The 23,563-nt window shown below is 62.7% G+C and carries 26 protein-coding genes and 1 pseudogene; 20 read left to right on the top strand and 7 right to left on the bottom strand.

Going from position 1 to position 23,563, the window contains the following annotated elements; all coding sequences use genetic code 11:
• Positions 1-21 precede the first annotated feature (21 nt).
• Positions 22-354 (bottom strand): iron donor protein CyaY, encoded by a 333-nt coding sequence (gene cyaY / locus ACP_RS01065; protein ID WP_012680618.1) that lies wholly within the window; start codon positions 352-354, stop codon positions 22-24.
• Positions 355-473: 119 nt separating this feature from the next.
• On the opposite strand from cyaY, the gene ACP_RS01070 reads away from it, so the two are divergent.
• Positions 474-1,379, top strand: a complete 906-nt coding sequence (locus ACP_RS01070) for a hypothetical protein (RefSeq protein ID WP_012680619.1) — start codon at positions 474-476, stop codon at positions 1,377-1,379.
• Between the two features lie 15 nt (positions 1,380-1,394).
• On the opposite strand, the gene ACP_RS01075 is transcribed toward ACP_RS01070, so the two are convergent.
• Entirely contained in the window at positions 1,395-1,883 is a 489-nt protein-coding gene (locus ACP_RS01075; protein WP_012680620.1) for a hypothetical protein, read from the bottom strand.
• Between the two features lie 159 nt (positions 1,884-2,042).
• On the opposite strand from ACP_RS01075, the gene ACP_RS01080 reads away from it, so the two are divergent.
• The 6 genes and pseudogenes from ACP_RS01080 to ACP_RS01100 all read left to right on the top strand — a co-directional run bounded on the left by ACP_RS01080 (position 2,043) and on the right by ACP_RS01100 (position 7,609).
• The gene (locus ACP_RS01080) at positions 2,043-3,251 is read left to right on the top strand and encodes a tetratricopeptide repeat protein (RefSeq protein WP_169305885.1); all 1,209 of its coding nucleotides are present in this window, start codon (positions 2,043-2,045) and stop codon (positions 3,249-3,251) included.
• 155 nt (positions 3,252-3,406) lie between these two features.
• Positions 3,407-3,475, top strand: a pseudogene (locus ACP_RS18765) (zinc-ribbon domain-containing protein); the annotation flags it as partial.
• Between the two features lie 12 nt (positions 3,476-3,487).
• Complete coding sequence (locus ACP_RS01085) at positions 3,488-3,769, top strand: PspC domain-containing protein (protein ID WP_052294635.1); 282 nt, start codon at positions 3,488-3,490, stop codon at positions 3,767-3,769.
• Position 3,770: 1 nt separating this feature from the next.
• Positions 3,771-4,574, top strand: coding sequence for an alpha/beta fold hydrolase (locus ACP_RS01090; RefSeq protein WP_012680623.1), 804 nt, complete (start codon positions 3,771-3,773; stop codon positions 4,572-4,574).
• 107 nt (positions 4,575-4,681) lie between these two features.
• Positions 4,682-5,992, top strand: coding sequence for a diaminopimelate decarboxylase (lysA, locus tag ACP_RS01095; RefSeq protein WP_012680624.1), 1,311 nt, complete (start codon positions 4,682-4,684; stop codon positions 5,990-5,992).
• A gap of 15 nt (positions 5,993-6,007) precedes the next feature.
• Entirely contained in the window at positions 6,008-7,609 is a 1,602-nt protein-coding gene (locus ACP_RS01100) for a carboxylesterase/lipase family protein (protein ID WP_012680625.1), read from the top strand.
• Positions 7,610-7,685: 76 nt separating this feature from the next.
• On the opposite strand, the gene ACP_RS01105 is transcribed toward ACP_RS01100, so the two are convergent.
• From ACP_RS01105 to ACP_RS01120, 4 genes are read right to left on the bottom strand one after another with little or no spacing between them, the layout of a single operon-like run.
• Entirely contained in the window at positions 7,686-8,387 is a 702-nt protein-coding gene (locus tag ACP_RS01105; RefSeq protein ID WP_012680626.1) for an ATP-binding cassette domain-containing protein, read from the bottom strand.
• On the bottom strand, positions 8,380-9,075 hold the full coding sequence (gene modB / locus ACP_RS01110) for a molybdate ABC transporter permease subunit (RefSeq protein ID WP_012680627.1): 696 nt from the start codon (positions 9,073-9,075) through the stop codon (positions 8,380-8,382). The genes ACP_RS01105 and modB overlap by 8 nt, the downstream gene beginning before the upstream one ends.
• The gene (gene modA, locus ACP_RS01115) at positions 9,072-9,860 is read right to left on the bottom strand and encodes a molybdate ABC transporter substrate-binding protein (protein ID WP_012680628.1); all 789 of its coding nucleotides are present in this window, start codon (positions 9,858-9,860) and stop codon (positions 9,072-9,074) included. Before modA ends, modB begins: the two co-directional genes overlap by 4 nt.
• On the bottom strand, positions 9,853-10,254 hold the full coding sequence (locus ACP_RS01120; protein ID WP_012680629.1) for a helix-turn-helix transcriptional regulator: 402 nt from the start codon (positions 10,252-10,254) through the stop codon (positions 9,853-9,855). The genes modA and ACP_RS01120 overlap by 8 nt, the downstream gene beginning before the upstream one ends.
• Positions 10,255-10,400: 146 nt before the next feature.
• On the opposite strand from ACP_RS01120, the gene thrC reads away from it, so the two are divergent.
• The 3 genes from thrC (at position 10,401) to trxA (ending at position 13,285) form a co-directional block, all read left to right on the top strand.
• Positions 10,401-11,765 carry a threonine synthase gene (thrC, locus tag ACP_RS01125; RefSeq protein WP_012680630.1) on the top strand — a complete coding sequence of 455 codons (1,365 nt, stop codon included), beginning with the start codon at positions 10,401-10,403 and terminating at the stop codon, positions 11,763-11,765.
• Positions 11,762-12,691, top strand: coding sequence for a homoserine kinase (thrB, locus tag ACP_RS01130; protein WP_012680631.1), 930 nt, complete (start codon positions 11,762-11,764; stop codon positions 12,689-12,691). Before thrC ends, thrB begins: the two co-directional genes overlap by 4 nt.
• A gap of 261 nt (positions 12,692-12,952) precedes the next feature.
• On the top strand, positions 12,953-13,285 hold the full coding sequence (gene trxA / locus ACP_RS01135) for a thioredoxin (RefSeq protein WP_012680632.1): 333 nt from the start codon (positions 12,953-12,955) through the stop codon (positions 13,283-13,285).
• Positions 13,286-13,362: 77 nt separating this feature from the next.
• On the opposite strand, the gene lexA is transcribed toward trxA, so the two are convergent.
• The gene (gene lexA / locus ACP_RS01140; protein WP_041839776.1) at positions 13,363-13,965 is read right to left on the bottom strand and encodes a transcriptional repressor LexA; all 603 of its coding nucleotides are present in this window, start codon (positions 13,963-13,965) and stop codon (positions 13,363-13,365) included.
• Positions 13,966-14,197: 232 nt separating this feature from the next.
• Here lexA and ACP_RS01145 point away from each other — a divergent pair, with 232 nt between their 5' ends.
• The 10 genes from ACP_RS01145 (at position 14,198) to ACP_RS01190 (ending at position 23,437) form a co-directional block, all read left to right on the top strand.
• A complete protein-coding gene (locus ACP_RS01145) occupies positions 14,198-14,902 on the top strand; it encodes a response regulator transcription factor (protein WP_012680634.1) in 705 nt (234 codons plus the stop codon).
• A 93-nt stretch (positions 14,903-14,995) separates the two neighbouring features.
• On the top strand, positions 14,996-16,354 hold the full coding sequence (locus ACP_RS01150) for a sigma-54 dependent transcriptional regulator (protein ID WP_238525616.1): 1,359 nt from the start codon (positions 14,996-14,998) through the stop codon (positions 16,352-16,354).
• 101 nt (positions 16,355-16,455) lie between these two features.
• Positions 16,456-16,923 carry a flagellar basal body rod protein FlgB gene (locus ACP_RS01155; protein WP_012680636.1) on the top strand — a complete coding sequence of 156 codons (468 nt, stop codon included), beginning with the start codon at positions 16,456-16,458 and terminating at the stop codon, positions 16,921-16,923.
• 70 nt (positions 16,924-16,993) lie between these two features.
• Positions 16,994-17,491 carry a flagellar basal body rod protein FlgC gene (flgC, locus tag ACP_RS01160; RefSeq protein ID WP_012680637.1) on the top strand — a complete coding sequence of 166 codons (498 nt, stop codon included), beginning with the start codon at positions 16,994-16,996 and terminating at the stop codon, positions 17,489-17,491.
• Positions 17,492-17,633: 142 nt separating this feature from the next.
• Positions 17,634-17,945 carry a flagellar hook-basal body complex protein FliE gene (fliE, locus tag ACP_RS01165; protein ID WP_012680638.1) on the top strand — a complete coding sequence of 104 codons (312 nt, stop codon included), beginning with the start codon at positions 17,634-17,636 and terminating at the stop codon, positions 17,943-17,945.
• A 114-nt stretch (positions 17,946-18,059) separates the two neighbouring features.
• A complete protein-coding gene (gene fliF / locus ACP_RS01170) occupies positions 18,060-19,664 on the top strand; it encodes a flagellar basal-body MS-ring/collar protein FliF (RefSeq protein WP_012680639.1) in 1,605 nt (534 codons plus the stop codon).
• Positions 19,661-20,743, top strand: a complete 1,083-nt coding sequence (gene fliG / locus ACP_RS01175) for a flagellar motor switch protein FliG (protein WP_012680640.1) — start codon at positions 19,661-19,663, stop codon at positions 20,741-20,743. Before fliF ends, fliG begins: the two co-directional genes overlap by 4 nt.
• A 57-nt stretch (positions 20,744-20,800) precedes the next feature.
• Positions 20,801-21,574 (top strand): FliH/SctL family protein, encoded by a 774-nt coding sequence (locus tag ACP_RS01180; protein ID WP_083770470.1) that lies wholly within the window; start codon positions 20,801-20,803, stop codon positions 21,572-21,574.
• Entirely contained in the window at positions 21,561-22,913 is a 1,353-nt protein-coding gene (locus tag ACP_RS01185; protein WP_012680642.1) for a FliI/YscN family ATPase, read from the top strand. The genes ACP_RS01180 and ACP_RS01185 overlap by 14 nt, the downstream gene beginning before the upstream one ends.
• Positions 22,910-23,437, top strand: a complete 528-nt coding sequence (locus tag ACP_RS01190; protein ID WP_041839160.1) for a flagellar export protein FliJ — start codon at positions 22,910-22,912, stop codon at positions 23,435-23,437. Before ACP_RS01185 ends, ACP_RS01190 begins: the two co-directional genes overlap by 4 nt.
• Positions 23,438-23,563 lie beyond the last annotated feature (126 nt).

A 23,563-nucleotide genomic window follows, 5' to 3' on the forward strand; every position in this document is an offset into this window, starting at 1 on the left:
CCGGCACCTGAAGGACCAGGGCTAAAGCGTAACCGCGTCGTGGCCTAATTGCTGGTTGATGAGCCGGGCCACGAGTGGTTTGAGAGGCGTTCCATCCTTGGGCAGAACAAAGGCTGCGGCCTCCTCAGACCAGTCCAGCTTGAAGCTGGTCGTAAGCGCCGAGATCCAGATTTGGCGAATGGGAGTGTTGGGGGTGATGACGAAGCGGGCTCCGGAGTCCTCAAAGAGAATGTTGAGCACGCCGTTCTGCTCTTCCACTTCAAAGTCGCCGTCTTCTTCGGCAGTGAGCAGGGACTTTTTCAAGGCTTCGAGGGCGGCCTCAGAGTGTTTGCGAAAGGCATTTTCATCCAGCATACAAAGCTAGTGTACAGTTTGATTCCGGCTGGAATATGACTGAATATTCAGGTGCATTTGACCGGCGTTGCATCTGAAATCTGCAAATTAAGACCGGATGGCGGAAAGGTAGGGTTTCAATGCGTGTAGTCCCAATGGTGGTGGCATTGTCGATGGTTTGCGGCTTTGGGATGACGGCGCGAGCGGCGACACCCATTCCCGCGGCAGCGCCCGAGACGGCCCGCCAGTTGATGAAAGACGTGATCTACAACGAACTGCACGACCGCGAAAAAGATAGCTACTGGCAATACCGCAGCCACGTCGTGACCGACAAGAAGAACATTTTGCGCGAGCAGATTGAGACCAGCCAGGGGCCGGTGTACCGCATTCTTGCAAGGGATGGTCATGAGCTGCAGGGCGACAGCGAGCAGAAGGAAGAAAACCGGCTCATCAGCTATGTGCATGATCCTGGCGCGATTGCGAAGGTGCAGCACAGCCACGAGAGCGATGAAGACCGGCTGGCGCATGTGATGGCACTCCTGCCGGTGGCCTATGTGTTTCAGTATGAGGGGCCGGCGATGGGCAGCCGGGTGCGGCTGAAGTTTGAGCCGAACCCGAATTTCAAACCCAGCGGCTATGTGGATCGCGTGATGTATGGGCTTGGTGGAGAGATTGTGGTGGATCAGACCCTAAAGCGCCTGGTTTCGATGCAAGGAACGATCCAGCACAAGATTGACTTTGGCTTCGGCTTGTTGGGCTATGTGGATCCGGGCGGAACATTCACGATTCACCGGATTCAGGTGAGTCCGAAACATTGGAAGGCGGATCTTGTGGCCGTGCATGTGCAGGGCAAGGTGCTGCTCTTCAGCAATGTGAGCAAGGTGGAGCGCGAGAGCCGGTCTGACTTTGAGCCGGTACCGCACGACATTACGCTGCAGCAGGCCGTGGCCCGGCTGAAGCAGAGTGCGGCAGCGTATCAGGCGCAGATGGAAAACGCTGCAGCTTCTCAAGCCGCCTCGTCTGAAGATGCGTCTCTCAGGCGCTGAAGGCAGCGCAGGCCATCAGGCCGACTCTTCCGCTGAGTCGTCAAGATCGAGTTCCGGGTCTGAAAGGTTGTGCGAGTCAGGACCATCCTGGCGCTTGTTCCAGGCTTCCAACTCTTCGTGGGTGACAAGAAAGCGCCGGATGTAACGAAGAGGGTCTTCGCTGGCGGCCATCTCGCGCAGGTGATAGAGCCAGGCATCGGGCTTGGTGGTGCGGCGGGTGAAGGCTTTGCGGCGCACGGTGATGAGCTTGCCGGTCTTGTCCGGGCGGGTGTATTCAACGGTGGGAACGACGAAACTGATCTGGGAGCCTTGTTTCCAGAAGCTCCGGGCAAAGTCATGCGAAAACAGCAAAGCGTAATAACGATGACCCTCCGCCAGAGAGGCCACTGCCTGCTCAAAGCCAGGCCACGGCAGATGGATTTTGCCGCGGTACCACCTGCGAAATTCAAATCCGTTCTTACGTGCGTGCAGAATCAGGAGCGCAATGACTTCTGTTCGGGTCATGTAGCCTTCCAGGGCGCGGAGCGCGGATGGTCTCTGAGAGAACGAAGCAACAAAGCGAGGACAGCGGCAGGGGGAGAAGAAGCTATCCGGTCGCTAAATTGGAAACAGGGCATCGTAGATAAATTGGGTAGATTCATCTACTACTGGCAAACTATGTCTGTGCAACGTAGGAAATTGCTCTATAGCCTGGGACTGATGCTTGTCGCCGTCTACGCGGGTCAGATGCGCGCGGAGACGATTCATACCGCTGCGCTCAACCGTTCCCCGCAAGTGTTAGCTGGCTTTCAATGTTTTTATAGCATGGATTATGACTGCGCACGTGTAATTTTTCAGCGCGTGCGGGCCGAGCATCCAGGCGATGCGCTGGCCACGGACTATCTGCTCAACGATGAAGTTTTCGAAGAGTTGAACCGGCTTGATCTGCTCGACAGTACCTTCTACGCGACGAATGGATTTCTGACTGGCAATCATCTCGTGCAGGAAGATCCGAAGGCTGCGGCGCGCATCAAGTCACTGGCAAGTGAGGCTGTGAATGAAGCGGATGCGCGGTTGAAGACCACTCCGAATGATGTGGATGCAATCTTTGCGAGAGGTTGGGCCAAGTCGCTTGAGGCGACCTACATTGCAATGGCGGAGAGAGGCTTCGGGCAAGCCTTCCGGCTCGCCTCACAGGCGCGATCCGATTGCCACCGCGCTCTTGAAATCGATCCTGACTACGTAGACGCGAAGCTGGTAGTGGGCGTGTATGAGTACGTGGTGGGCGCGCTGCCGTGGGCGTTCAAGCTGCTCATTGGCTTTATCGGTATTCATGGCTCAAAGGCCACCGGCATGGCCATGCTGCAGGACGATGCCGTGCATGGTGCGATTACTCGCGTCGATGCGAATACGGCGATCATGCTCTTCTTGCGGCGGGAAGCGAAGTACGATCTGGCGATTGAGATAGCACAGCAGATGTCGCGCGAATATCCGCACAACTATCTCTTCAGCCTTGAAATTGCGAATCTTGAGAAGGACAGAGGTTTGGGGATGACGGCGGTCTATGCCTATGAACGGACCATTGCCGACGCGAAGAAGCCGGATTTCTTTCACAACGCGCATCTCGAATTGGCTTATTTCGGATTGGGCGAGGCATTGCGCGGGCAGAAACACTACCCGGAGGCCGAGGCGGCGTATCAGGCTGCGGCGCAGGATGCGGTCACAAGTCCGGAGTTGAGGCAGCGTTGTTTGGTGGCGGCGGGCATGACCTATGATCTGGCTGGCAATCACGCGCTGGCAGTGCATGAGTATGAGCAGGTGATTGCGATTGGGCATGACAGTGTGGAGGCCAACAAGGCCCGGGAGTATCTGCGATCGCCCTACCGGGAATAGCGGACGGGCATCCCAAGGAACTATGGCGGCACGCAAAGCGTATTCCTGTTTGTCCGGCGGAATGGCCGGAGGCTTTGACGGGCTGCCCGGCTGGCTTGTGCTCCAATGTGAGCAGGGCCGGTGACTGCCTGAAGAAGCGGAAAGAGGGCTCCAGTATGACGATCTATTGCCGGAATTGCGGAAAAGAACTCGGCTCCGAGGCTAGATTTTGCCCGGCTTGCGGAACCGCGGTCTACATGACGCCTCCGCCGGTGTATGCTCCGGCGTCGCGGCTGATCCGTCCTCGCGCGGGGCGCATGGTGGCTGGCGTGTGCCAGGGGCTGGCCAATGCCTATGTGTGGGATGTGGCCTGGGTGCGTGTGATCACCGTGCTGCTGGCGGTTTTTGGAGGCGGCATGGGGATCATCGCGTATGTCATCTTCTGGATTGTGATGCCGGAGGAGCCGCTGGCTCTTCCGCCCGTGACGCCGTATCCGCCGCAGGGAACAAACGCCGGAAACTCGGTGGGAGGCCAATAGCTTGCATTACCGGTCGGACGATGCGCAGTTGTTCTATACCGAGCAGGGCGCAGGTGCGCCTCTGGTGTTGCTGCATCCTACGCCACTGCATCATGGCTTCTGGCTCCCGATGGTCAGCATGCTGGCCGCACGCTATCGCGTGGTGATGCCTGATCTGCGCGGACATGGGCAGTCGGAGGCAGGTGACGGCCCCGTCACCATGGAAAAGCTGGGCGCGGACGTGGAGCGATTGCTGGACGAGCTGCGCATCGAGCGCGCGATGTTCGCCGGCTGTTCCGTTGGCGGTTACACGCTGTATGAGCTTTGGCGGCGGTGTCCGCAACGTGTGCAGGCGCTGGCCTTTTGCAGCAGTAAACCCCAGGCGGATACGGAGCAGAATCGCGCCACGCGGCAGGCGAATATCGAGAAGATTCGGCAGCGCGGCAGCAGCGATTTCATTGAGGCAATGCTGGCCTCGTTGATTGGCCCGTCGACCCGGAGCCGCTTGCCGCAGAAGACGGCCGAGGCTCGCGAGATGATGCAGGCCATGCGCCCCGAGGCGATCATCGCCGTGCAGCAGGGGCTCGCGTCGCGTCCTGACTCCGTGGAGACGGCGAAGAGAATCAAGGCTCCGTGCTGTGTGGTGGCTGCGGGCGAAGATGGCGGCAGCACGCCGGCGGACATGCGGCTGCTGGCGGATGCAATTCGCTCTGGCGGCGCGAAGGTGGAGTATCACGAGGTTCCCGACGCGGGCCACTATGCGCCGTGGGAGCAGCCGGAGACGGTGGGCCGGATGCTGCGCCAGTTTTTCGAGAGCGCGCGGTAGCAGGCGGATGCAACGCGAAGCTGCGCTGATCATCTGGATGAATGACCTCCGCGCATGGCCAAATCTCCTTCATGAAAAACAGGCACGCGCTATGCTGAGAGAACATTTTGCTTTTCTCTGCGAGGTCTGCCCTGTCTCAGGTTCGCCCCTTTTCCTACCCTGATCGACGTGCCGCGTTGCACGTGGAAGGTGTATCTCTTGAAGCGCTGGCCAGGCGTCATGGCACGCCGCTCTATGTGTATTCAGCCGATCATATCGCCCAGCGCTTTGATTTGTTTGCGCGCGCCTTCGCGCCGGTTTCGCACCTGATCTGTTTTGCGGTGAAGGCCAACTCCGCGCTGGCTATTCTGCAATTGCTCGAAAAGCGTGGCGCGGGCTTTGACATTGTCTCCGGCGGCGAGCTGGAGCGCGTGCTGGCCGTCAACAAAAAGGCGGCCGAGCGCGTCGTATTTTCCGGCGTCGGCAAAACTGCTCCCGAGATGGATCTCGCGCTGCGTTCCGGCATTCTGCTGTTTCATGTGGAGAGCGAAGGCGAGTTGGAACTGCTCGCCGAGCGCGCGTCCAAATTGCGTAAGCGGGCCGCGGTGTCACTGCGTGTGAATCCCGACGTCTTTGCCGAGACGCATCCGTACATCTCCACAGGACTGCGAGAGCACAAGTTTGGCATTGAGATGGCGCGGGCGCGCAAGGTGTACCGCGCGGTGGCCAGGCACAAGTATCTTGAAGCACGCGGTGTGAGCGTGCATATCGGCTCGCAGATTCGTATGGCCGAGCCCTTTGGCGCAGCGGCCGAACGCGTCGCGGCGTTGATTGGTCAACTGCGCAAGGACGGCCACGGCATCCGCTTTCTGGACGCCGGCGGCGGCCTCGGCATTGAGTATCAGGCCGGGCTTGAGGATGCGAGCTTCGATCCGGCCGAGCGCGTGCAGCAGTATGCGGCCGCGCTGTTGCACGCGGTGGCCACGGTGCCCGAGATTACGCTGCTGTTGGAGCCGGGACGCTTCCTGGTCGCGCAGGCCGGTGCGCTGGTGACGCGCGTGCTGTATCGCAAGCAGAATGGCGCGAAGCATTTCGTGATTGTGGACGCTGCGATGAATGACCTGATTCGCCCGGCGCTCTACCAGGCGCATCACGAGGTGGTGCCAGTGTTGCCGCGGCGTGGCGCGAGGTCGATGGTGGCCGACATTGTGGGCCCGGTCTGCGAAACCGGCGACTTTTTTGCGCGCGACCGGGCGATGGCAGCGGTCCGCGAGGGCGAGCTCTTGGCAATTCTGGATGCGGGAGCCTATGGTATGTCACTGAGTTCCAATTACAACTCGCGTGTGCGCCCTGCAGAAGTGCTGGTGAGCGGCAAGCGCGCGCGGTTGATTCGCAGGCGCGAGACGATCAACGATTTGCTGGCGCCGGAAAAATTCTGAGGTCGGAGGAGTGCAGTGCTGAGCAGCAAAGTGCGGATAGCAGTGGGCTGTGGATTGATGGCGGCGATGGCGTGGGCGGGTGCCCCTTTGGCGCATGCCTCCAATGAGCTGGTGGTGAAGACAGAGAGCGGCAAGGTGCGCGGCGAGTGGAGCAGCGACCACATGGTGCGCAAGTTTCTTGGCATTCCGTATGCGCAGCCGCCGGTGGGCAAGCTGCGCTGGCACGCTCCGCTTCCGGCGAAGCACTGGCATGGCGTGCGCGATGCTGTAGCCTTTGGCCCGCACTGCACGCAGCCGGCGCTGTATGCCGACATGGTCTTTCGCGATCCCGGCAACAGTGAAGACTGCCTGTCGCTGAACGTGTGGGCGCCGCCCGCGAAGAAGCACGACAAGTTGCCGGTGATGGTGTGGATTTATGGCGGCGGATATATCACGGGCGGCACCTCGGAGCCGCGTCAGGATGGGACGAATCTCGCGCACAAAGGCGTGATTCTCGTCTCGATGAACTACCGCCTGGGCATCTTCGGCTTCTTTGCCGGCTCGGGTCTCGCCAAGGAGTCTCCGCACCACGCAGCCGGCAATTATGGCCTGATGGACCAGAGCCTCGCGTTGCACTGGGTGCATGACAACATTGCCAAGTTTGGCGGCGACCCGAACAACGTAACGATTTTTGGCGAGTCGGCGGGATCGATGTCCGTGAGCACACAGATGGCGGCTCCATCATCGCAGGGCATGTTTGCGCGTGCTGCTGGCGAAAGCGGCGGTGCGTTTGGAAATCTGACCTATCCCTCACTGGCCTCTGCCGAAAAGAAGGACGATGCCTTTATGCGGAAGGCATTCGGCACCGATGACATTGCCAAGCTGCGCAAAGTGAGCGCCGATGCTCTGCTCAAGGCAGAGGTAAATCCCGCATATGGCCGCGTCGGCTTCATGCCCGATATCGATGGCTGGTATCTGCCCCAGACCGTACCGGCGATTTTTGCCGAGGGCAAGCAGGCGCATGTTCCTCTGCTGGCAGGCTGGAACCGTGACGAGGGCAGCTTCAGCATGCTTGGGCATCCGCCGACCACGCTGGATTCCTTCGAAGCCTTTGCGCACAAAGCATTCGAGACGAACGCGGACGCCTTCCTGAAGGCTTATGCCGCCAGCAACGACCAGGAAGCGGCGCGCGCCCGGCTTGATTTTGCGGGTGACAACTTCATCGCTTACAGCACATGGGCCTGGATTGAAGGACAGGTGAAGACGGGCGATGCGCCGGTCTACCGCTATTACTTCGCGCTTGGCTCGCCGGGCGATATGGTGCATCCGGCCTCGCTGGGCGCCTTTCATTCCGATGACATCGAGTATGTCTTCGGCAACCTTGATTCGCGTCGTGGAGCGCACTGGCGTCCCGAGGACTACGCACTCTCCAATCAGATGCAGAACTACTGGACGGATTTTGCCAAGACGGGCGACCCCAATGGCTCGGGCCTGCCGCAGTGGCCGAAGTATGACGCGGCGGATAACTGGCAGGTGATGCACCTTGAGCCCGATGCTCATGCGGAACCGGCGCAACACCGGGACCGGTACGAGTTTCTGGAGAAGGTGTGGGGCAATCATCCCCGGTCAAATCAGTAGATCAAATCAGGAACCGTTGCACGCACAGAATGAAAAGCCCCGCGGACTCTCGCGGGGCTTTTCGTTTGCGCTTCACTCACGACTGCAACTGCGTGAGCAACTGTGCGCGATGAGGAGCTAGCACTTCGCGCAAGGGGCCTCGAGCTGTGATTTGTCCGGCGTCGAGCAGGAGCGCTTGCGCGGGCAGGTTCCAGATTTCCGCGAGATCATGCGACACATAGAGCAGCGGGATGCCGCTGCGCTGCAGGCAGGCCACGATGGGTAGCTTGGCGGCGGCGTCGAGCGCGGCCAGCGGTTCATCGAGCAGCAGCAGGCGCGGGCGCGGGGCGAGCGCGCGGGCGATGGCGATGCGCTGTTTCTCTCCGCCGGAAAGCTGCGGCGGCTTGCGGTCGCGCAGGGCCTGGGCATCGACGAGCGCCAGCATTTCGTCGATGCGCTGCTCGCGTTCGGCGCGGTTGAGATGCCGGATGCCAAAGGCGATATTCTGTGCCACCGTGCGATGCGGAAAGAGTGCGGCCCGCTGCGGCAGATAGCCGATGCCGCGTTGTCCTGCCGAGACATGGAGGCGTTGCTGCGTGTCGAGAAGCGTGCGTCCTTCGAGCGTGATGCGTCCCTCGCCCTCATGGTCGAGCCCGGCGATGAGGCGCAGCAGCGTACTCTTGCCCGCGGCGGAGGGTCCGAAGAGAACCGTCAACGGCGCGGTGAGTTCGAGAGCCACCTGCAACCGGAAATGAGGGAAGCGGCGGCTCAGGCGGGCCGTGAGCAGAGGCTCAGGCATAGGAGGGCCTCGGCCGCGAACCGCGCCAGTAGACGGCGAGCAGCGCCAGCGTGGCCATCGCCAGCAGCACGAGCGAGGTGTGGTTGGCTTGCGTGTAGGCGAAGTCCTGCACCTGATCGTAGATGGCAATGGAGAGCGTGCGCGTCGCGCCGGGAATGTCGCCGCCGATCATGAGCACCACGCCAAATTCGCCAACGGTATGCGCGAAGACAAGTGTCACCGCCGTGAGTACAGAACGTCGCGAGAGCGGCAGCAGCAATTCGCGCAGAATGCGCAGGCGGCCGACGCCCAGCAGCGTGGCCTGCTCGGTGAGCGCGGGGTCGACGGCCTGAAAGCCGGCCACCAAAGGCTGCACGGCGAAGGGCAGGCTGTAGAGAACCGAGCCGATCACGAGCCCCGAAAAGGTAAATGCCAGCGGATGCCCGGCCAGATGGGCAAGCATCCGCCCGAAAGCTGTGCGTGGGCCAAGCAGCACGAGCAGATAAAAGCCGAGCACCGTGGGCGGCAGCAGCAGCGGCAAGGCGCACAGCGCTTCCACTAATGCGCGGAGACGCGAAGACGTCGAGACGATCCAGAATGCGATGGCTGTGCCGAGCACGAGCAGAATGGCTGTGGTGACCGCGGCCAGACGCAGGGTGACCCAGAGCGCGGGCAGATCGAGCCACGGAGTGGAGGAAGCAGCGGTCATGCTTGCGGCGGGTCCAGCCCGGCGCGGGCCAGTTGGGCGCGCGTGGAGGGTTCGGCGAGGAAGTGCAGAAACTGCTGCGCGGCCCGGGCGTGGGCTGCCCCCTGGATGGCGACCGCGCCCTGAATGAGAGGCGCGTAGTCCTGTTGCGGGACGCGCACAAAGTGGCCGGCGGCTCGCAGGCGCGGCGTCAAAGCTGAGGTGAGCGAGACGAAGCCGGCCTGCGCATTGCCTGAGGCTGCGTATTGCGCGGCCTGCGCGATATTTTCCGCGACGACCAGTTTGCCTTTCACCGCAGCCAGCAGGCCGGTATGGACGAGCGTCTCCTGTGCCGCTCGTCCGTAGGGCGCATGCAGCGGATTTGCGATGGCGATGGTGCGAACAGCAGAGGATCTGAGAGTGGCCAGCGAAAGCTTTGCCAGTCCTGAGTCGTTGCGCGTCCAGAGCACGAGTGTGCCCCGCGCGTAGGGCGTGGGATGAGCCGTGAGCCCGCGGCCACCGTCAATGACGCGTTGCGGAAAAGCCATATCCGCGGCGAGAAATAGATCAAAGGGCGCGCCGTTGAGAATCTGCGTGGCGAGCACGGCGGAGGATTTGTAGGAGGTCTCGACCTCGATGCCGGTCTGTTTCTGAAACTGTTCGAGAAGCGGCGGCAGCACCGGTTCCAGGTCCGCAGCCGCGGCCAGGCGCAGCGTGCGCGGCGGTTGCGCTTGCGCCAGGCCCTGCAGCGAGAGCAGGGTTGCGCAAAAAAGAATGCTCAGCAGAACGCGACGCCATTTCTCAGACACGCAGCACCATGACCTCAGTGGATTTGATGAGCGCGGCAACGGTTTCTCCCACCTTGAGCTGCATTTCGCGCGCGGCATCGGCAGTGATGATGGAGTTGATGATCTGGCCGCCGATGGAGAGCTTGACCTGCGCGAGCAGGCCATCGATTTTGAGTTCGACAATGCGGCCCACGAGCTGATTGCGTCCGCTCAGGGTGCGCATCATCTCGCGCTTTGGGGTTTCGGGGCGCTTGGCCTTGTGCAGCAGAGAGTCGAGCTCCGATTCTGGAATGCGGTAGTGGCCACCGGGCGTTTTCACGGCTTTGATCTTGCCCCGGTAGATCCACTGCTTCATCGTGGGATAGGAGATTCCCAAACGCAGGGCGGCTTCGCGTGGTGAGAGAACGGCGGCCATAGCTATACGAATTTATACGCTATTCCTTCGATGTTTAGAGCGGTTTTGCCTTGGGGAATAAAAGCGTACAGATGTTAGCCTGAAGATTCAACCCATACAACCGAATGGATGAGATGACCCGAGAGCTTACAACAGAAGCCGAATGGATGCGTGCAGCCCACCAACTGCGTTGCACAGGATGCGGGCAGGTAACGCCGCCGGAAGAGATTGCGGGCGACTTTCGTTGCGCTGCCTGCGGAGAGCTGTTCGCCGTGGAGTATCCGGGCTGGGCTGGAGCAGCGCCGCCGAATCCCGGCGCACTGCGCTGGCTGTGGAAGGAACGGCGCAGCTCACTCGCCGCCGCCGACCAGAGCGGCGTCTGGCGCTTTCGCGAGCTGCTGCCGATTGTTCAGGAGCACGAGATTGTCACGCTGCGCGAGGGCAATACGCCTCTCTACCATCTGACGCAGAATGCCGAACGGCTTGCGCTGCCGGAACTCTATGCCAAGCATCAGGGCATGAATCCAACCGCGTCGTTCAAAGACACGGGCATGACGGCGGCTCTGAGCGTGGCCAAGGCGCGCGGCTTTCGCTGGGTGGCCTGCGCCTCCACCGGCAACACTTCGGCGGCGATGGCGGCTTACGCGGCGCGCGCGGGCATGCGCAGCCTGGTGCTGGTGCCCGATGGCAAGATCGCATGGAGCAAGTTGGCGCAGTCGATGGATTACGGCGCGCTGACGCTCCAACTGAAAACCGATTTTGACGGATGTGTCGCGGTGCTGCGTGAGGTGGTGCGGCGCGCTCCGGTGTATCTGCTGAATTCGGTCAATCCTTACCGCGTGGAAGGGCAGAAGACGCCGGCGATGGAAATCGTGGAGGCTCTGGACTGGCAGGCGCCGGAGCATGTGATTGTGCCGGGCGGCAACCTGGCGAATATCTCGGCGCTGGGCAAGGGCTTTGCAGAGATGCATGCGCTGGGGCTGCTGCCCGTGCTGCCGAAGCTGTCCGTGATTCAGGCCGAGGGCGCGAATCCGCTGGTGCGCACCATGCATGAGTTCTCTGGAGAAAAGCTGGAGCCGGTGGAGGCGCAAACGCGCGCCACGGCGATCCGGATAGGAAACCCCGCCTCATGGAAAAAGGCGGTAGCTGTGCTGCGGGCCACGGGCGGTACGGTGGAGCAGGTTTCGGAAGCCGAAATTGCTCTGGCCAAGGCGCGGCTGGGCGCGGAAGGCATCGGCTGCGAGCCGGCTTCCGCGGTGACGCTGGCGGGCCTTGAAAAGATGCTCATCGCGGGCAAGGTGCAGCGGGGCGAACGCGTCGTGCTGCTGCTGACCGGGCACACGCTCAAGGATGCCGATTACACGATTGCTTATCATCGCGGCGAACTGCTGCGCGCTGACGAAGTAGCCGGGCCAGAGCAGGCTGCGCTGGCGCAGGCCATTCGAGACTCGCGCCGGGATGCTGTGGCCTGCGAGGCCAATGTGGACGCGGTGCTGCGGCTGCTGCATGCGCGCGACGGAGGGACGGCATGAGTGCGACCGCAAGCGCAGGCCCGCTGCGGCTACGCGTTCCTGCGACATCGGCCAATCTTGGGCCGGGTTTTGACACGCTGGCGCTGGCGCTGGCGATGTATCTGGAGATCGAAGCGGAAACTGCGGAGCGGGATGGCATTGAAGCCACCGGCCGCAATGCGGACTTGTGCGGCGAGGTCGATGGCAACCTGATTCTGGCCACTTATCGCACGCTCATGGAGCGGGAAGGCCGCACACCGTTGCCGTTGCAGATGCGGATGAAGAACGGCATTCCGCTGGGCATGGGCTGCGGCTCTTCGGCTGCGGCGCGCGTGGCCGGCGTGGCGCTGGCGGCTCACTTTGGAACGATGGGCTGGAGCCGGACGCGCATCTTCGAAGAGGCCGCAAGGCTCGAAGGGCATCCCGACAACGCAGCCTCCTGCGTGCTGGGCGGCTTCACGGTAAGTGGCGAGACTGCGGAGAAGTTTGTGGCCTCGCGCATCGCACCCTCTGAAGAATGGTGCGCGGTGATGGCCATTCCGCCGGAACCGCTGGCGACGAGCGCCTCCCGTGGAGTGCTTCCGCTCGAGTACACGCGGGCCGACGCGGTGCGCAATCTGCAGTGTGTGGCGCTGCTGACGGCGGGGTTTGCTCAAGGGGATGAGGCGCTGGTGCGCGCGGGCATGCGCGACTGGCTGCATCAGCCTTACCGGGCCAGAGTGTGTCCGCTGCTGCCCCTGCTGCTGCCGCTGGCGGAGCATCCTTTGGTGATGGGCGTGGCGCTGAGCGGCGCGGGACCGTCTGTGCTGCTGATGTGCCAAAAAAAATTCGCCGACGAGGTGTGCGGCATGGTGCGCCAGCGTGCCGGGGAATCCACCGAGATTGCGATAACAGGATTGGATTCAGATGGATGCGAGGCGTCGAGTTACGAGATACCACTCTGGTAATCAAACGTTTCATGACCAATGATTTCTTTACTCGCACGCCCAAGCTCACTATGTTTGGTTCGTGGGCAGTTCTGGGGGAGGGCTGCTCTAGCGCCCGTGACTTCACTTCGTGGAGTCCGGGCGCTTTGTATTTTCCGGCCAGGTTCTGACCGGAGTGGCCCCGGCTTCCGGGTTGCGACCTTTTGCGATAGGAATCATCTATTGATTTAGACTGCAGGGAGAAAATGATTTTCCCCCTGCGTGACAGGAAGAAGGAGAGACATGGCGGGAGCTGGAGTGATTGAAGTCAACGACGCAACCTTCGAGCAGGAGGTGCTGCAGTCCGAACAGCCCGTTCTGGTAGATTTCTGGGCCGGATGGTGCGGTCCCTGCAAGGCACTGGCGCCGACCGTCGATGAAGTGGCCGCGCAGTACGCGGGCAAGCTGAAGGTCGCGAAGATGGATGTGGACCGCAACGCGTCCACCCCGATGCGCTATGGCATTCGCGGCATTCCCGCGCTGCTGATCTTCAAGGGCGGCAAGGTCGCCGATCAGATTGTGGGTTACGTGCCCAAGGACGTGATCGATCGCAGCCTCACCAAAGTGCTGGCATAAGCCGGAACAAGTGAACGAGTTCAAATAAGGCCCGGAGAGCATATGCTTCCGGGCCTTACTTGCGTCTGAAATCGAGCTTAGTATTTGCGCAGCATGCCGAGAACGCGGCCCTGAATGGCGACCTGCGCCGCCGGCACAATGATGGGGTTCATCTCGGCGTTGGAGGGCTGCAGGCGCACCATCGAGCCTTCGAGATAAAACCGCTTCAGCGTCGTTTCCGCGCCTCGCACCAGCGCGACGATGATCTCTCCCTGCCGGGCGGTATTGGTTCTTTCCACCAGCACATAGTCGCCATCCACGATGTGCTCATCGCGCATGGATTCGCCGTGTACCTGCAGAGCGAAGACCTCGCGATTCCCGATGATGTCTCCGAGCGAGATGCTTTCTGCATTCTCGGCGGCTTCCACCGGACGGCCGGCGGCAATGCGGCCCATGAGCGGCAGGCGGTCCACGGAGCGGCCGCGGCTGCGGGGCGGCAGCACATCGAGCGAGCGGCTGCGATTGTGCGCCCGCGCCAGCAGCCCTTTGTTCTGCAGGTTGGTGATGTGCTTGTGGACGGTGGCGAGTGACTTCAGGTTGAGTCCGCGGGCAATCTCCTCAAACGAGGGCGAATAGCCATTGCGCTGCACAAAGCCGGTGATGAAGTCGAGAACCTCTTTTTGACGCTTGGTCACAGCCATGGCAGCAGTATAGCGAACAAAAACCGAACAGGAAGCGAAATCTTTTCTGAAGGCTTTGAGTTGTACCTGAAAAGCCACTGCGGGAGAGCAGCGGCGGCATTTCCATTTTGGGAAGCGCCTGCAGGTGCAGTTTCAAACTGGGGCACGAGGTTAGATTCTGCGCGGGAATTGCTTGAGTGCAGGAGAAGAGTGAGCGAACGTAAGCCTGTCGGACGAAGACAGGAGAGCGGACTTGCAAGTACTGCTGGTGGATGACGACGGAGCGCTGACGCGGTTTCTGGAGCGCGGTCTGGCCGAGGAAGGATATACGGTGACGTCGGCGGCCGATGGCGAGGCGGCGCTGGAGCTGCTCGAAGCAATGCTGCCCGACCTGGTGGTGCTCGATCTGAACCTGCCCCGGCGGGATGGAACCGAGGTGCTGGCGGCCTTGCGGGCACGGCACGCGGAGGTTCCGGTGCTGGTGCTGACCGGGCGCAGCGAGGTGGCCTCGCGAGTGCGCTGTCTGGACCTGGGCGCGGACGATTGCCTGCTGAAGCCTTTTTCGCTGGCCGAGTTGAAGGCGCGCTGCCGGGCGCTCTTGCGCAGGCGCGGAGGGACAGCGCACCTGGTGCTGCGCCATGAAGATCTCGAAGTCAACCGCGTGGAGCACACGGTACAGCGGGGAGGACGCGAGGTTGCGTTGACCCGCACCGAATATGCGCTGCTCGAATGCCTGATGCTGCATCGGGGCCGGCCTGTTTCGCGGGCGCGGCTGCTTGAGGAGGTCTGGCACGAGAGCGCGGAGAATGGCACCAACATCGTGGATGTCTATGTGAATTATCTGCGGCGCAAGCTGGGTGACGAAGGACCGGCGCCACTGATCCAGACGGTGCGCGGGTTGGGCTATGCCGTGGGCATGCCGGTGGCGCGGCGCGAGACGTTCTGGACCCATGCATAAGCAGTTTCCTGCACCGGGGGCGGGCCGGGAGAGCCCTCGTCCGGTGGAAATCACTGACAGGCAAGAGTGGAACCGAAGGTAAGGAGAGCAGAGATGGCAGCAGGCAGCGCGGCAATGGGTACGGGGAACGGCCATGCAGGAATGCTGGCGGCATGGAACGGCGGGCGTTCCGGTCAGGATGTTCAGCAGATGCCTCGAACACCGCAGCCACGGACAGCGGTGTTGGCCAGCGCCGATCTCTCGTTTCGGACGCGAGTGCGCGAGGCGCTGACCGGCTTGCGCTGGGAGGTGCAGGAGGCGCAGGGCGGCGCGGAGGCGCTGGCTTATCTGGAAGCTCGTCCCTGCGAAGCCATGATTGTAGACACCTGGCTGCCGGATCTGGAGATCCAGGAGTTTCTCGCCGAATGCGAAAAGCGTCATCCGCAGACTGATTTGATTGCGGTCGATGATCCGGGGCCGGAGAGGGGCCCGGAGAGAACGCAGGCGCGCAGCCCCCGCCGCAACGAAGTCCTGCTGGCGCTGCGGCGCGGGCAGGACGCGGACCACGAGCCCCAGGGGGATGGCGCGAGCTGGAACGGCATGCCGGAGATGACGCCGGTGCATGACCGGACGGTAGTGCGCGAGGAGATCTTTGTACGAGGCACGGCGGTGGTGGAGGCTACGCGGCCCGGAGCGGAGCCGGGTCCCGGCACTGTGCGGTTGCCCGAGTTGATCGGCGAGGCGCCTGCGATGCTGGAGGTCAGCCGGCGTATCCGCCTGGTGGCGCCCCGGGCGGCGACGGTTCTGGTGCAGGGTCCGACGGGTTCGGGCAAAGAGCTGGTGGCGCGGGCCATTCACCGTCTGAGTCCGCGGGCCAATCGCCGTCTGGTGGCGCTCAATTGCGCGGCCATTCCGGACACGCTGCTCGAGGCCGAGCTCTTCGGCCACACGCGGGGCGCATTCACCGGTGCGGTGCAGGGCCGCATCGGCCGCATTGAGGCCGCCGATGGAGGCACACTCTTTCTGGATGAGATCGGCGAAATGCCGCTGGCGCTGCAGGCCAAGCTGCTGCGCTTTCTGGAGACCGGCGAGGTGCAGCGTATCGGCGACAACGATCCGATCCGGGTGGACGTTCGCATTGTCGCGGCGACGCATCGTTCGCTGGCGGAGATGGTCAAGGCCGGGAGCTTTCGCGCTGACCTCTACTACCGGCTTGCGGTCTTTCTGATTCGCACGCCCGGCTTGGGGGAGCGCCCCGAAGACCTGCCGCTGCTGGTGGAGCGGCTGCTGGCGCGCATGGCCGAGCAGGCTCCGGTGCGGCGGCTCAGCGCCGAAGCCATGGAGCGGCTGCGGCAGCATGCCTGGCCGGGCAATGTGCGCGAGTTGCAGCACGTGCTGGAGCGGGCCGCGATTCTGGCCGCCGAGAGCCCTGAGATCGGCGCGGCGGAGATTGAGTTCGGCGAAACATTCTGAGAGTTTTCCAATCGGCCGCCAGCGATTGCGGGTGCGCGCATGCATCTGTGAGGGCGTGCCGGTTAAGGGAGAAGACTTGAGGACCATAGGGAGGAGAGGCGATGCAGATTACGACTCCATTGGCCGATGAACTGGCCCACTATCTGGACTTATCGGCGCTGGAGCTGAAAGTAACAGCGCAAAATATGGCGAACGTAGATACGCCGGGTTACCGTACGGTGGGCTTCAACTTCGCCGCGGCCATGCAGCAGTCGGTCGAGAGCCTGGAGGAACGCCGTATCGATCGGGAGCGGACGATTGCGGCCACGCACGGGTTGAACGGCGATGGAAGCCAGGGAGCTTTTGCCGCCATGGATGCGGCTTCGTATGCGGAACCATTGCTGCCGGCAAGCGATGCGGTGGCACTGCATCGCGTAGGAGGATTGCTGGAGCGCCCGGATGGCAACGATGTGTCCGTCGATCGCGAGGGCATGAACATGGCCAAAGCGCAGTTGCAGTTCAACATGGGCATGGAGCTGCTGCGGCAGGAGTACACCCGCGTGATGGATGCCATTCACGTGGATAAGTAGGGCGCAGGCGCAGAGTGCTCAAGCGCGAGACCGGGTGCGGTAAGCAGCATTGGACAAGGGGGAAATGCATATGAATCTGCTGGGATTACTGGATGTCAGTGGTTCGGCGCTCGAGGCTGAGCGCATTCGTGCCGAGGTGGTGGCGGCCAACATGGCCAATGCCAACACGACGCGGACCGCAAGCGGAGGGCCGTATTTGCGCAAGGAGGTCGTCTTTTCCTCCCAGGCGCCGGAGCCGGGGGCCTTTGCCAATCAGTTTGCCGACCAGTTTGCGGGCGGCGCCGAGGCGCCGGTTTCCCTGCAGGCAATGGCCGGAGGCATGGCCGAGCCGCAGGTGGGCGGGGTGCGGGTCTCGGCCGTGCTGACGGACAAGAACGCGATCCTGAAGCGCTATGACCCGAGCCATCCGGACGCGGACAAGCAGGGATATGTGAGTTATCCGGAGATCAATCCCGTCACCGAAATGGTGGATCTGATGAGCGCCACGCGCAGCTATGGGCTGAACAGCTCGGCCGTGCAGGCGACGAAGAACATGATCAATTCGGCGCTGGAAATTTTGAAGGCCTGAAGCGCAGACACGAAACATTCCGGACGGAAGGCCGGGGTAAACGATATCAACCGGCCGCGCAGCTCCCTTTGGCGCGGTCCTCAGCCGGGGCCAGGAGCCTCGCATCGCCGGATGGATGGAATCTGGCGAAGGAGAAATAGTCATGCAGTCTATTGCCGCGATTGCTCAGGCCGTAACGGGCCAGGATTCACACATGCTCAGCAGCCTCTCGGGAGTGGGAGGCGGTGCCTCTCCGGCGCCGTTTGCCGGCTTTCTGAAAGGCGCTCTCACCAGCATGAACGCGCTCGAACAGCGGGCCTCGACCGCCACGCAGGGATTGTTGATGGGCACCGGCGTCGATGTCTCCCAGGCCATGATCGCCACCCAGAAGGCCGACACGGCCTTTGAGTTCGCGCTCGCGGTGCATAGCAAGGCGGTGTCGGCCTACCAGCAGGTGATGAACCTGCAGTTCTAGACGCAAGGTTCCAGGCGCAGCGCTGCGGCGGATGGGACGGACAGATCTGGATCGGACAGGACTACGGCAGGACTACGGCAGGACCAGGGCGGGATCAGGGCAGGATCGGAAAGCATGGCGGAGACGAAACCATTGGCGAAGTCCCTCGAGGGACAATTGCGCGGCGCTGCTACCGGCTTCACGGCATGGGTACGGCAGTTAACGCCGGCGCAGCGGATGCGCTGGGGCGGGCTCGCTGCCCTGGGGGTGGCGCTGCTGGCTGGATTGTTCTGGTATGGGACCCGCACCGACTGGCGCACGTTGTATGCGGGGCTGAATCCCGATGATGCCCGGACGATGGCCGGGCAGTTGACCACGGCCGGTATTCCCTTCGAGGTTTCACCCGACGGCACAGCGCTCGAAGTGCCCGCGCCGGATCTCGACAAGGCGCGTTTGACGGTGACGGCTGGCGGTGGCCCCAGCAGCGGCCGCATGGGCTTTGCGCTCTTCGACAAGCCGAACTGGGTCGGCTCCGATTTTGATGAGCAGGTCAACTATCAGCGAGCGCTCGAGGGGGAGCTGGAGCAGACCATCGACACGCTGGAAGACGTGCGCTCTTCGCGGGTAAATCTGGTGATGCCGCATGATTCGCTCTTCACCTCAGAGCAGCGGGCTGCCAAGGCATCGGTGGTGCTGAGATTGAAGCACAGGACTCTGTCAGAAGAAGAGGCGCAAGCGATTCGCAATCTCGTGGCGGCGGCCGTCGATGGACTGACTCCGGCCAATGTGGTGCTGGTGTCGGCCAATGGAGAAGACCAGTTTGGCGCGCATGGACAGAATGCCCTGGAGTTGGCGCAGGAGCAGGCTTTGACGCAGCAGGTGATCGGCACGCTGCAGCCGGTTGCCGGGCTCGGCAATGTGCATGCCGCGGTTCATATGGACTTTGACACGGCGACGACCAGCGAGACGGACGAGATTTATAACCCCAACCAGACAGCGACGCTCTCGATGCAGCGCAGCACGCAGAGCACCGGCAGCCAGCCGGTAGCGGCGGGTGTACCGGGCGCGGCCAGCAATGCACCCAACAGCAACGCGACGGGCAAGCCGCCTCTGTATCCTCCACAGGCGACCGGCCAGCAGAACAGCCAGGAGGAGAGCAGCACATATGGCGTCAGCAAGAAGATTGAGCATCGCGCGCAGGGCCCGGGCAAGCTGAACCGGCTGACGGTTGCTGTCGTGCTGAATGAGCCGTGGGTGATGCAGGGCAAGAAGAAGGTCTGGCAGCCGCGTTCGGCGGCCGAGATGCAGCGGCTGACGCAACTGGTGCAGGCGGCCGTCGGGTATAACCAGGCGCGCGGCGACATCGTGACCGTCGAACAGATGCCCTTTGACACGGGCAGCGATACGCCGCTGAGCCTTCAGGAGCGTGTGCAGTCCTGGATGCGCATGGCCTCGCCGCTGCTGCGTCCCGCGGCGCTGCTGCTGGGCATCCTGCTGGTGGTGCTGATGGTCTTCCGCCCCATGCTCAAGGCGGCCTCATCCTCTGGCAAGGCGTTGCCAGCCGGTGTCTCGGTCAAGGCTGTGATTGGAGACACCACGGCCGAGGGGCTGGCGGAGCTTCCGCAGGCCGACCGGCAGCAGTTGCAGGCGCAGGCTATCTATGAGCGCGTGGCAGAACGAGTCAACAAGGAACCGGCGCAGTCGGCCCGACTGCTCCAGAGCTGGATACACAGCGAATGAGCCAAGAGACCAATCCGCAGGCGCTTGCCGTCAACGAAAAGCCCGCATCCACTGCTCCGGCAAAACCGGCTCCTCTGAAGGTGCCGGGCGTCCGCAAGGCCGCGATTTTTCTGGTGGCCGTGGGCGATGAACTGGCTCGCAAGCTGATGCAGCAGTTGCCGGAGAACGACGTCCAGCGACTGACGGAGGAGATTGCCGACCTGCGCGGTGTGACGCCGGAGGTTTCTGCCGCCGTCGTCGAAGAGTTTCACGAGATGCAGGAGACGCAGCGGTTCATGGTGCACGGGGGCGTGGACTATGCGCAGAAGCTGCTGATCGACGCCTTCGGCAAGCAGCGCGCCGAGGATCTGATGGCGCTGGTGCGGCGCGCGCAGGAGGCGAACCAGGGCAATCTCGCGATGCTCGAGAGAGTGGATCCGCAACATCTGGGGAAGTTTCTCGAAGGCGAGCATCCGCAGACGGTGGCGCTGGTGCTGGCGCATCTGGATCCGCGCCGGGCTTCGAGCGTGCTTGAGAATCTGGACCCCGAGCATCGCGTAGCCGCGGTGCGCCGCCTGGCCGGGATGCGCGATTTTTCGCCGGAGCTGGCGCAGAAGATCGCACTCATTCTGCACCGCCGTTCTGAGAATGTGGGCGAAACCAGCCGCAAGTCGTATTCGGGATTCAAGGCGGTGGCCGATCTGCTGAATCGCGTGCCGGCCGATCAGTCCAAGCTGATTCTCGAGAAGATTGAAGAGGATGATCCGGAGATGGCGCTGGGCGTGCGGAACCTGATGTTCACCTTTGAGGATCTGGTGACGGTTCCGGCGACCAGCATGCGCGAGATTGTGTCGGCGGTGGACAAGAAGAAGCTGGCGGTCGCGTTGCGCGGAGCACGCGAAGATTTGCGGGCGCACTTCTTCCGAGCCATGTCGTCCCGGGCCGTCGAGATGCTCAAGGAAGACATGGAAGTGATGGGTCCGGTGCGTGGCCGCGAGGTCGCTGCGGTGCAGCAGGAAATTCTGAATCTTGCGCGCAAGCTCGAAGCCGACGGGAAGATTGTGCTGAAGGTCGAGGCCGGAGACGATCTGGTGATGTAGGGCTGCACGCATGCGGCTCAGAGGGAAATTGCAGCAAGAGGACAGGCGGGCGCAGAGATGAGGAAGAGCAATACACCTTTCGGCGACGGGCCGGGAGCCACGGCATCCCGGAAGATGGAATTTGGCCACGAGGGCTCACGGTCAGGCGCCCGGGTCGAGCCGCTGCGGTACTTCTCGTTAGGGGAGGAAGAAGAGGCAGAGACGGCCGAGTTTGCTGAGGCCGAGCCGGAGGCTCACTCCGAATCGGAGAAAGCGCGTGAGCAGTTGGCTGCCAGGGAGGCCGAATGGATGGCGCGGGCCGAGGCAATTCGCAAAGAGGCCTATGCCGCCGGACGCGCTTCGGCCGAGGGAGAACGCGAGGCTGCGCTTCGTCAGATGTCCGGCCAGTGGGAGAAGGCTGTGCATCAGTTCCTGGGCGAGCGCGACCGGTATTTTGCGAGGGTCGAGCGCGAGGTCGTGGAGCTTGCGCTGGCGATTGCGGCGCGCATTCTGCAGCGCGAGGCGCAACTCGATCCACTGTTGCTCTCTGGCGCCGTGCGCGTTGCGCTCGGTCAGCTCGGAGAGACAACTTCGGTCCGGCTGCGGGTGCCGGTCTCCGCGCATGCCCTATGGTCTGAGACATTGCGGCTGATGCCGAATCTGCCGGTCTATCCAGAACTGGTCGCCGACAGCGAGATGCAGGAAGGCGATGCCGTGCTCGAGACACGCCTGGGGCGGGTCGATCTTGGCGTGCGCGCGCAACTCAAGGAGATTGAGCGGGGCTTCTTTGATCTTCTGTCGCATCGCGAGCCTTCGCCTGGAGTGCAGCCGCGCGCCCATGGCCAGCATTGAGGCAGAGAGTGGAGAGCGTCCCGTGGAGCTATTGAGCAGCTATGCCAACCGGTTGCGCACCCGTTCCCCCTGGCGGTGGGAGGGCAAGGTCATCGAGGCTGTGGGGCAAACGGTGGAGTCGGCCGGCCCGCTCTGCTCCGTGGGCGAGTGTTGCGAGATTGTCGATAGCGAAGGCGAAGTGCATCTGGCCGAGGCGATCGGGTTTCGCGGAGCGAACCTCATCACGATGCCTGTGGAGTCAAGCAGTGGCATTCGTTACGGGGATACGGTAGCGGCCCTTGGGGTGCAACCCTCGATCGATGTGGGAGAAGGGCTGATTGGCCGTGTTCTCAATGCGCTCGGGCAGCCCCTTGATCGCGCGGGCTCCTTGCGTGCCACCGATGCGCTTCCGCTGGAGCGCGCAGTCCCTCATCCGCTGGACCGCACGCCCATTCGCATGCCGTTAGGTACGGGCATTCGTGCGATCGATTCGATGCTCACGGTGGGCCGCGGGCAGCGCGTGGGCATCTTTGGCGGCTCCGGCGTGGGCAAGAGCACGCTGATCGGCATGATGACGCGCAACAGCGACGCGGATGTCATCGTGGTCGGGCTGGTGGGAGAGCGTGGCCGTGAGGTGGGGGAGTTTCTGGAAGACAGCCTGGGCCCGGAGGGACGGAAGCGGTCTGTCGTGGTGGTCTCCACATCGGACCAGACACCGCTGCTGCGGATGCGCGCGGCCCTGGCCGCCACGACGGTCGCGGAATATTTTGCGGATCAGGGCAAGCACGTGTTGCTGGTGCTTGACTCGCTCACGCGCTTTGCCATGGCCGCGCGCGAAGTCGGCTTGGCCGCCGGGGAGCCGCCCACGGCCAAGGGTTATACGCCGTCGGTCTTCAGCCGCCTGGCGCAACTGGTGGAACGTGCCGGACAGTTTCGCGAAGGCAGCATCACTGCGTTTTATACCGTCCTGATGGAAGGCGATGACCAGCAGGATACGCTGGTCGATGCCGTGCGATCGTATCTGGACGGCCATGTCGTGCTGTCGCGCACGCTGGCCTCGCAGGGATGGTATCCGCCCATTGAATTGCTGGACTCGATCAGCCGTCTGATGCCGTCTGTGGCCTCGGGCGAGCATCGCGGCGCGGCAGCTACGGTGCGGCGGATGCTCGCGGCCTATGCGCGGTCAGAAGATCTGGTGCGGATTGGCGCGTACAAGGCGGGTACAGATCCGGAACTGGATGATGCCCTGCGGACACGGGAAGCGGTTCGCGCCTTTCTGATGCAGGATGCCGGCGAGGCGGTGAGTTTTGCTGAGGCGCGGGAAGGACTGATCCGCCTGTCCGAAGGCATGCGGCGATGAAACCAGGCAATGCCGGAACTCTCGAACGGCTGCTCCGAATTCGCCGGCTGATGGAGGAGATCAGCCGGGGAGAGGTGGCCAACCGGCGCGCCGAGCAGGCGGAGATGGAATCCCGAATGGCCGCGGCCGAGGATGCGGCGCATGCGGCGCGGGCCGAGGCCCGGCAGGTGTTGGCAGATGGCCCGGACACGGGGACCCTCTGGCGGTTGCACTGCGACGACAGTGAGACCAGCCGCGAGCAGGCCGCGCGTTGGCATCATCGCGCGCTGCACGCGGGGGAAGCGGCCTCCGAGGCCGAGGTGCTCTACATGGAGGACCGCCGCAGGCGCATGCAGCTCGAGACCCTGCTCGAAGAGAAGGCCGCGGCCACCGCACTCGACAGGAACCGGCGCGAGCAGCGCCAGTTGGATGATTGGTTTGGCACGCGGCGCGGCATCGAACGGATGCGGCGGCAAGGCACGGAGAGCAGGAGAAATGCACTGCCGGGCAGTCTGCCTGGGACTTCAGCTTCGACCGAAGTGTGAGAGTTTCCTGAGATGCCCGAGGGATCATCGATCCCGCAAAGGCACGGGATCAAGCAAAAATGCCTCAGCCCTGAATATTCCCCAAGAAATCCCTTCTGATTCCGGCACGAGTTTGGTCCTTTATCT

Source organism: Acidobacterium capsulatum ATCC 51196, assembly GCF_000022565.1.
Taxonomy (GTDB): Bacteria; Acidobacteriota; Terriglobia; order Terriglobales; family Acidobacteriaceae; genus Acidobacterium; species Acidobacterium capsulatum.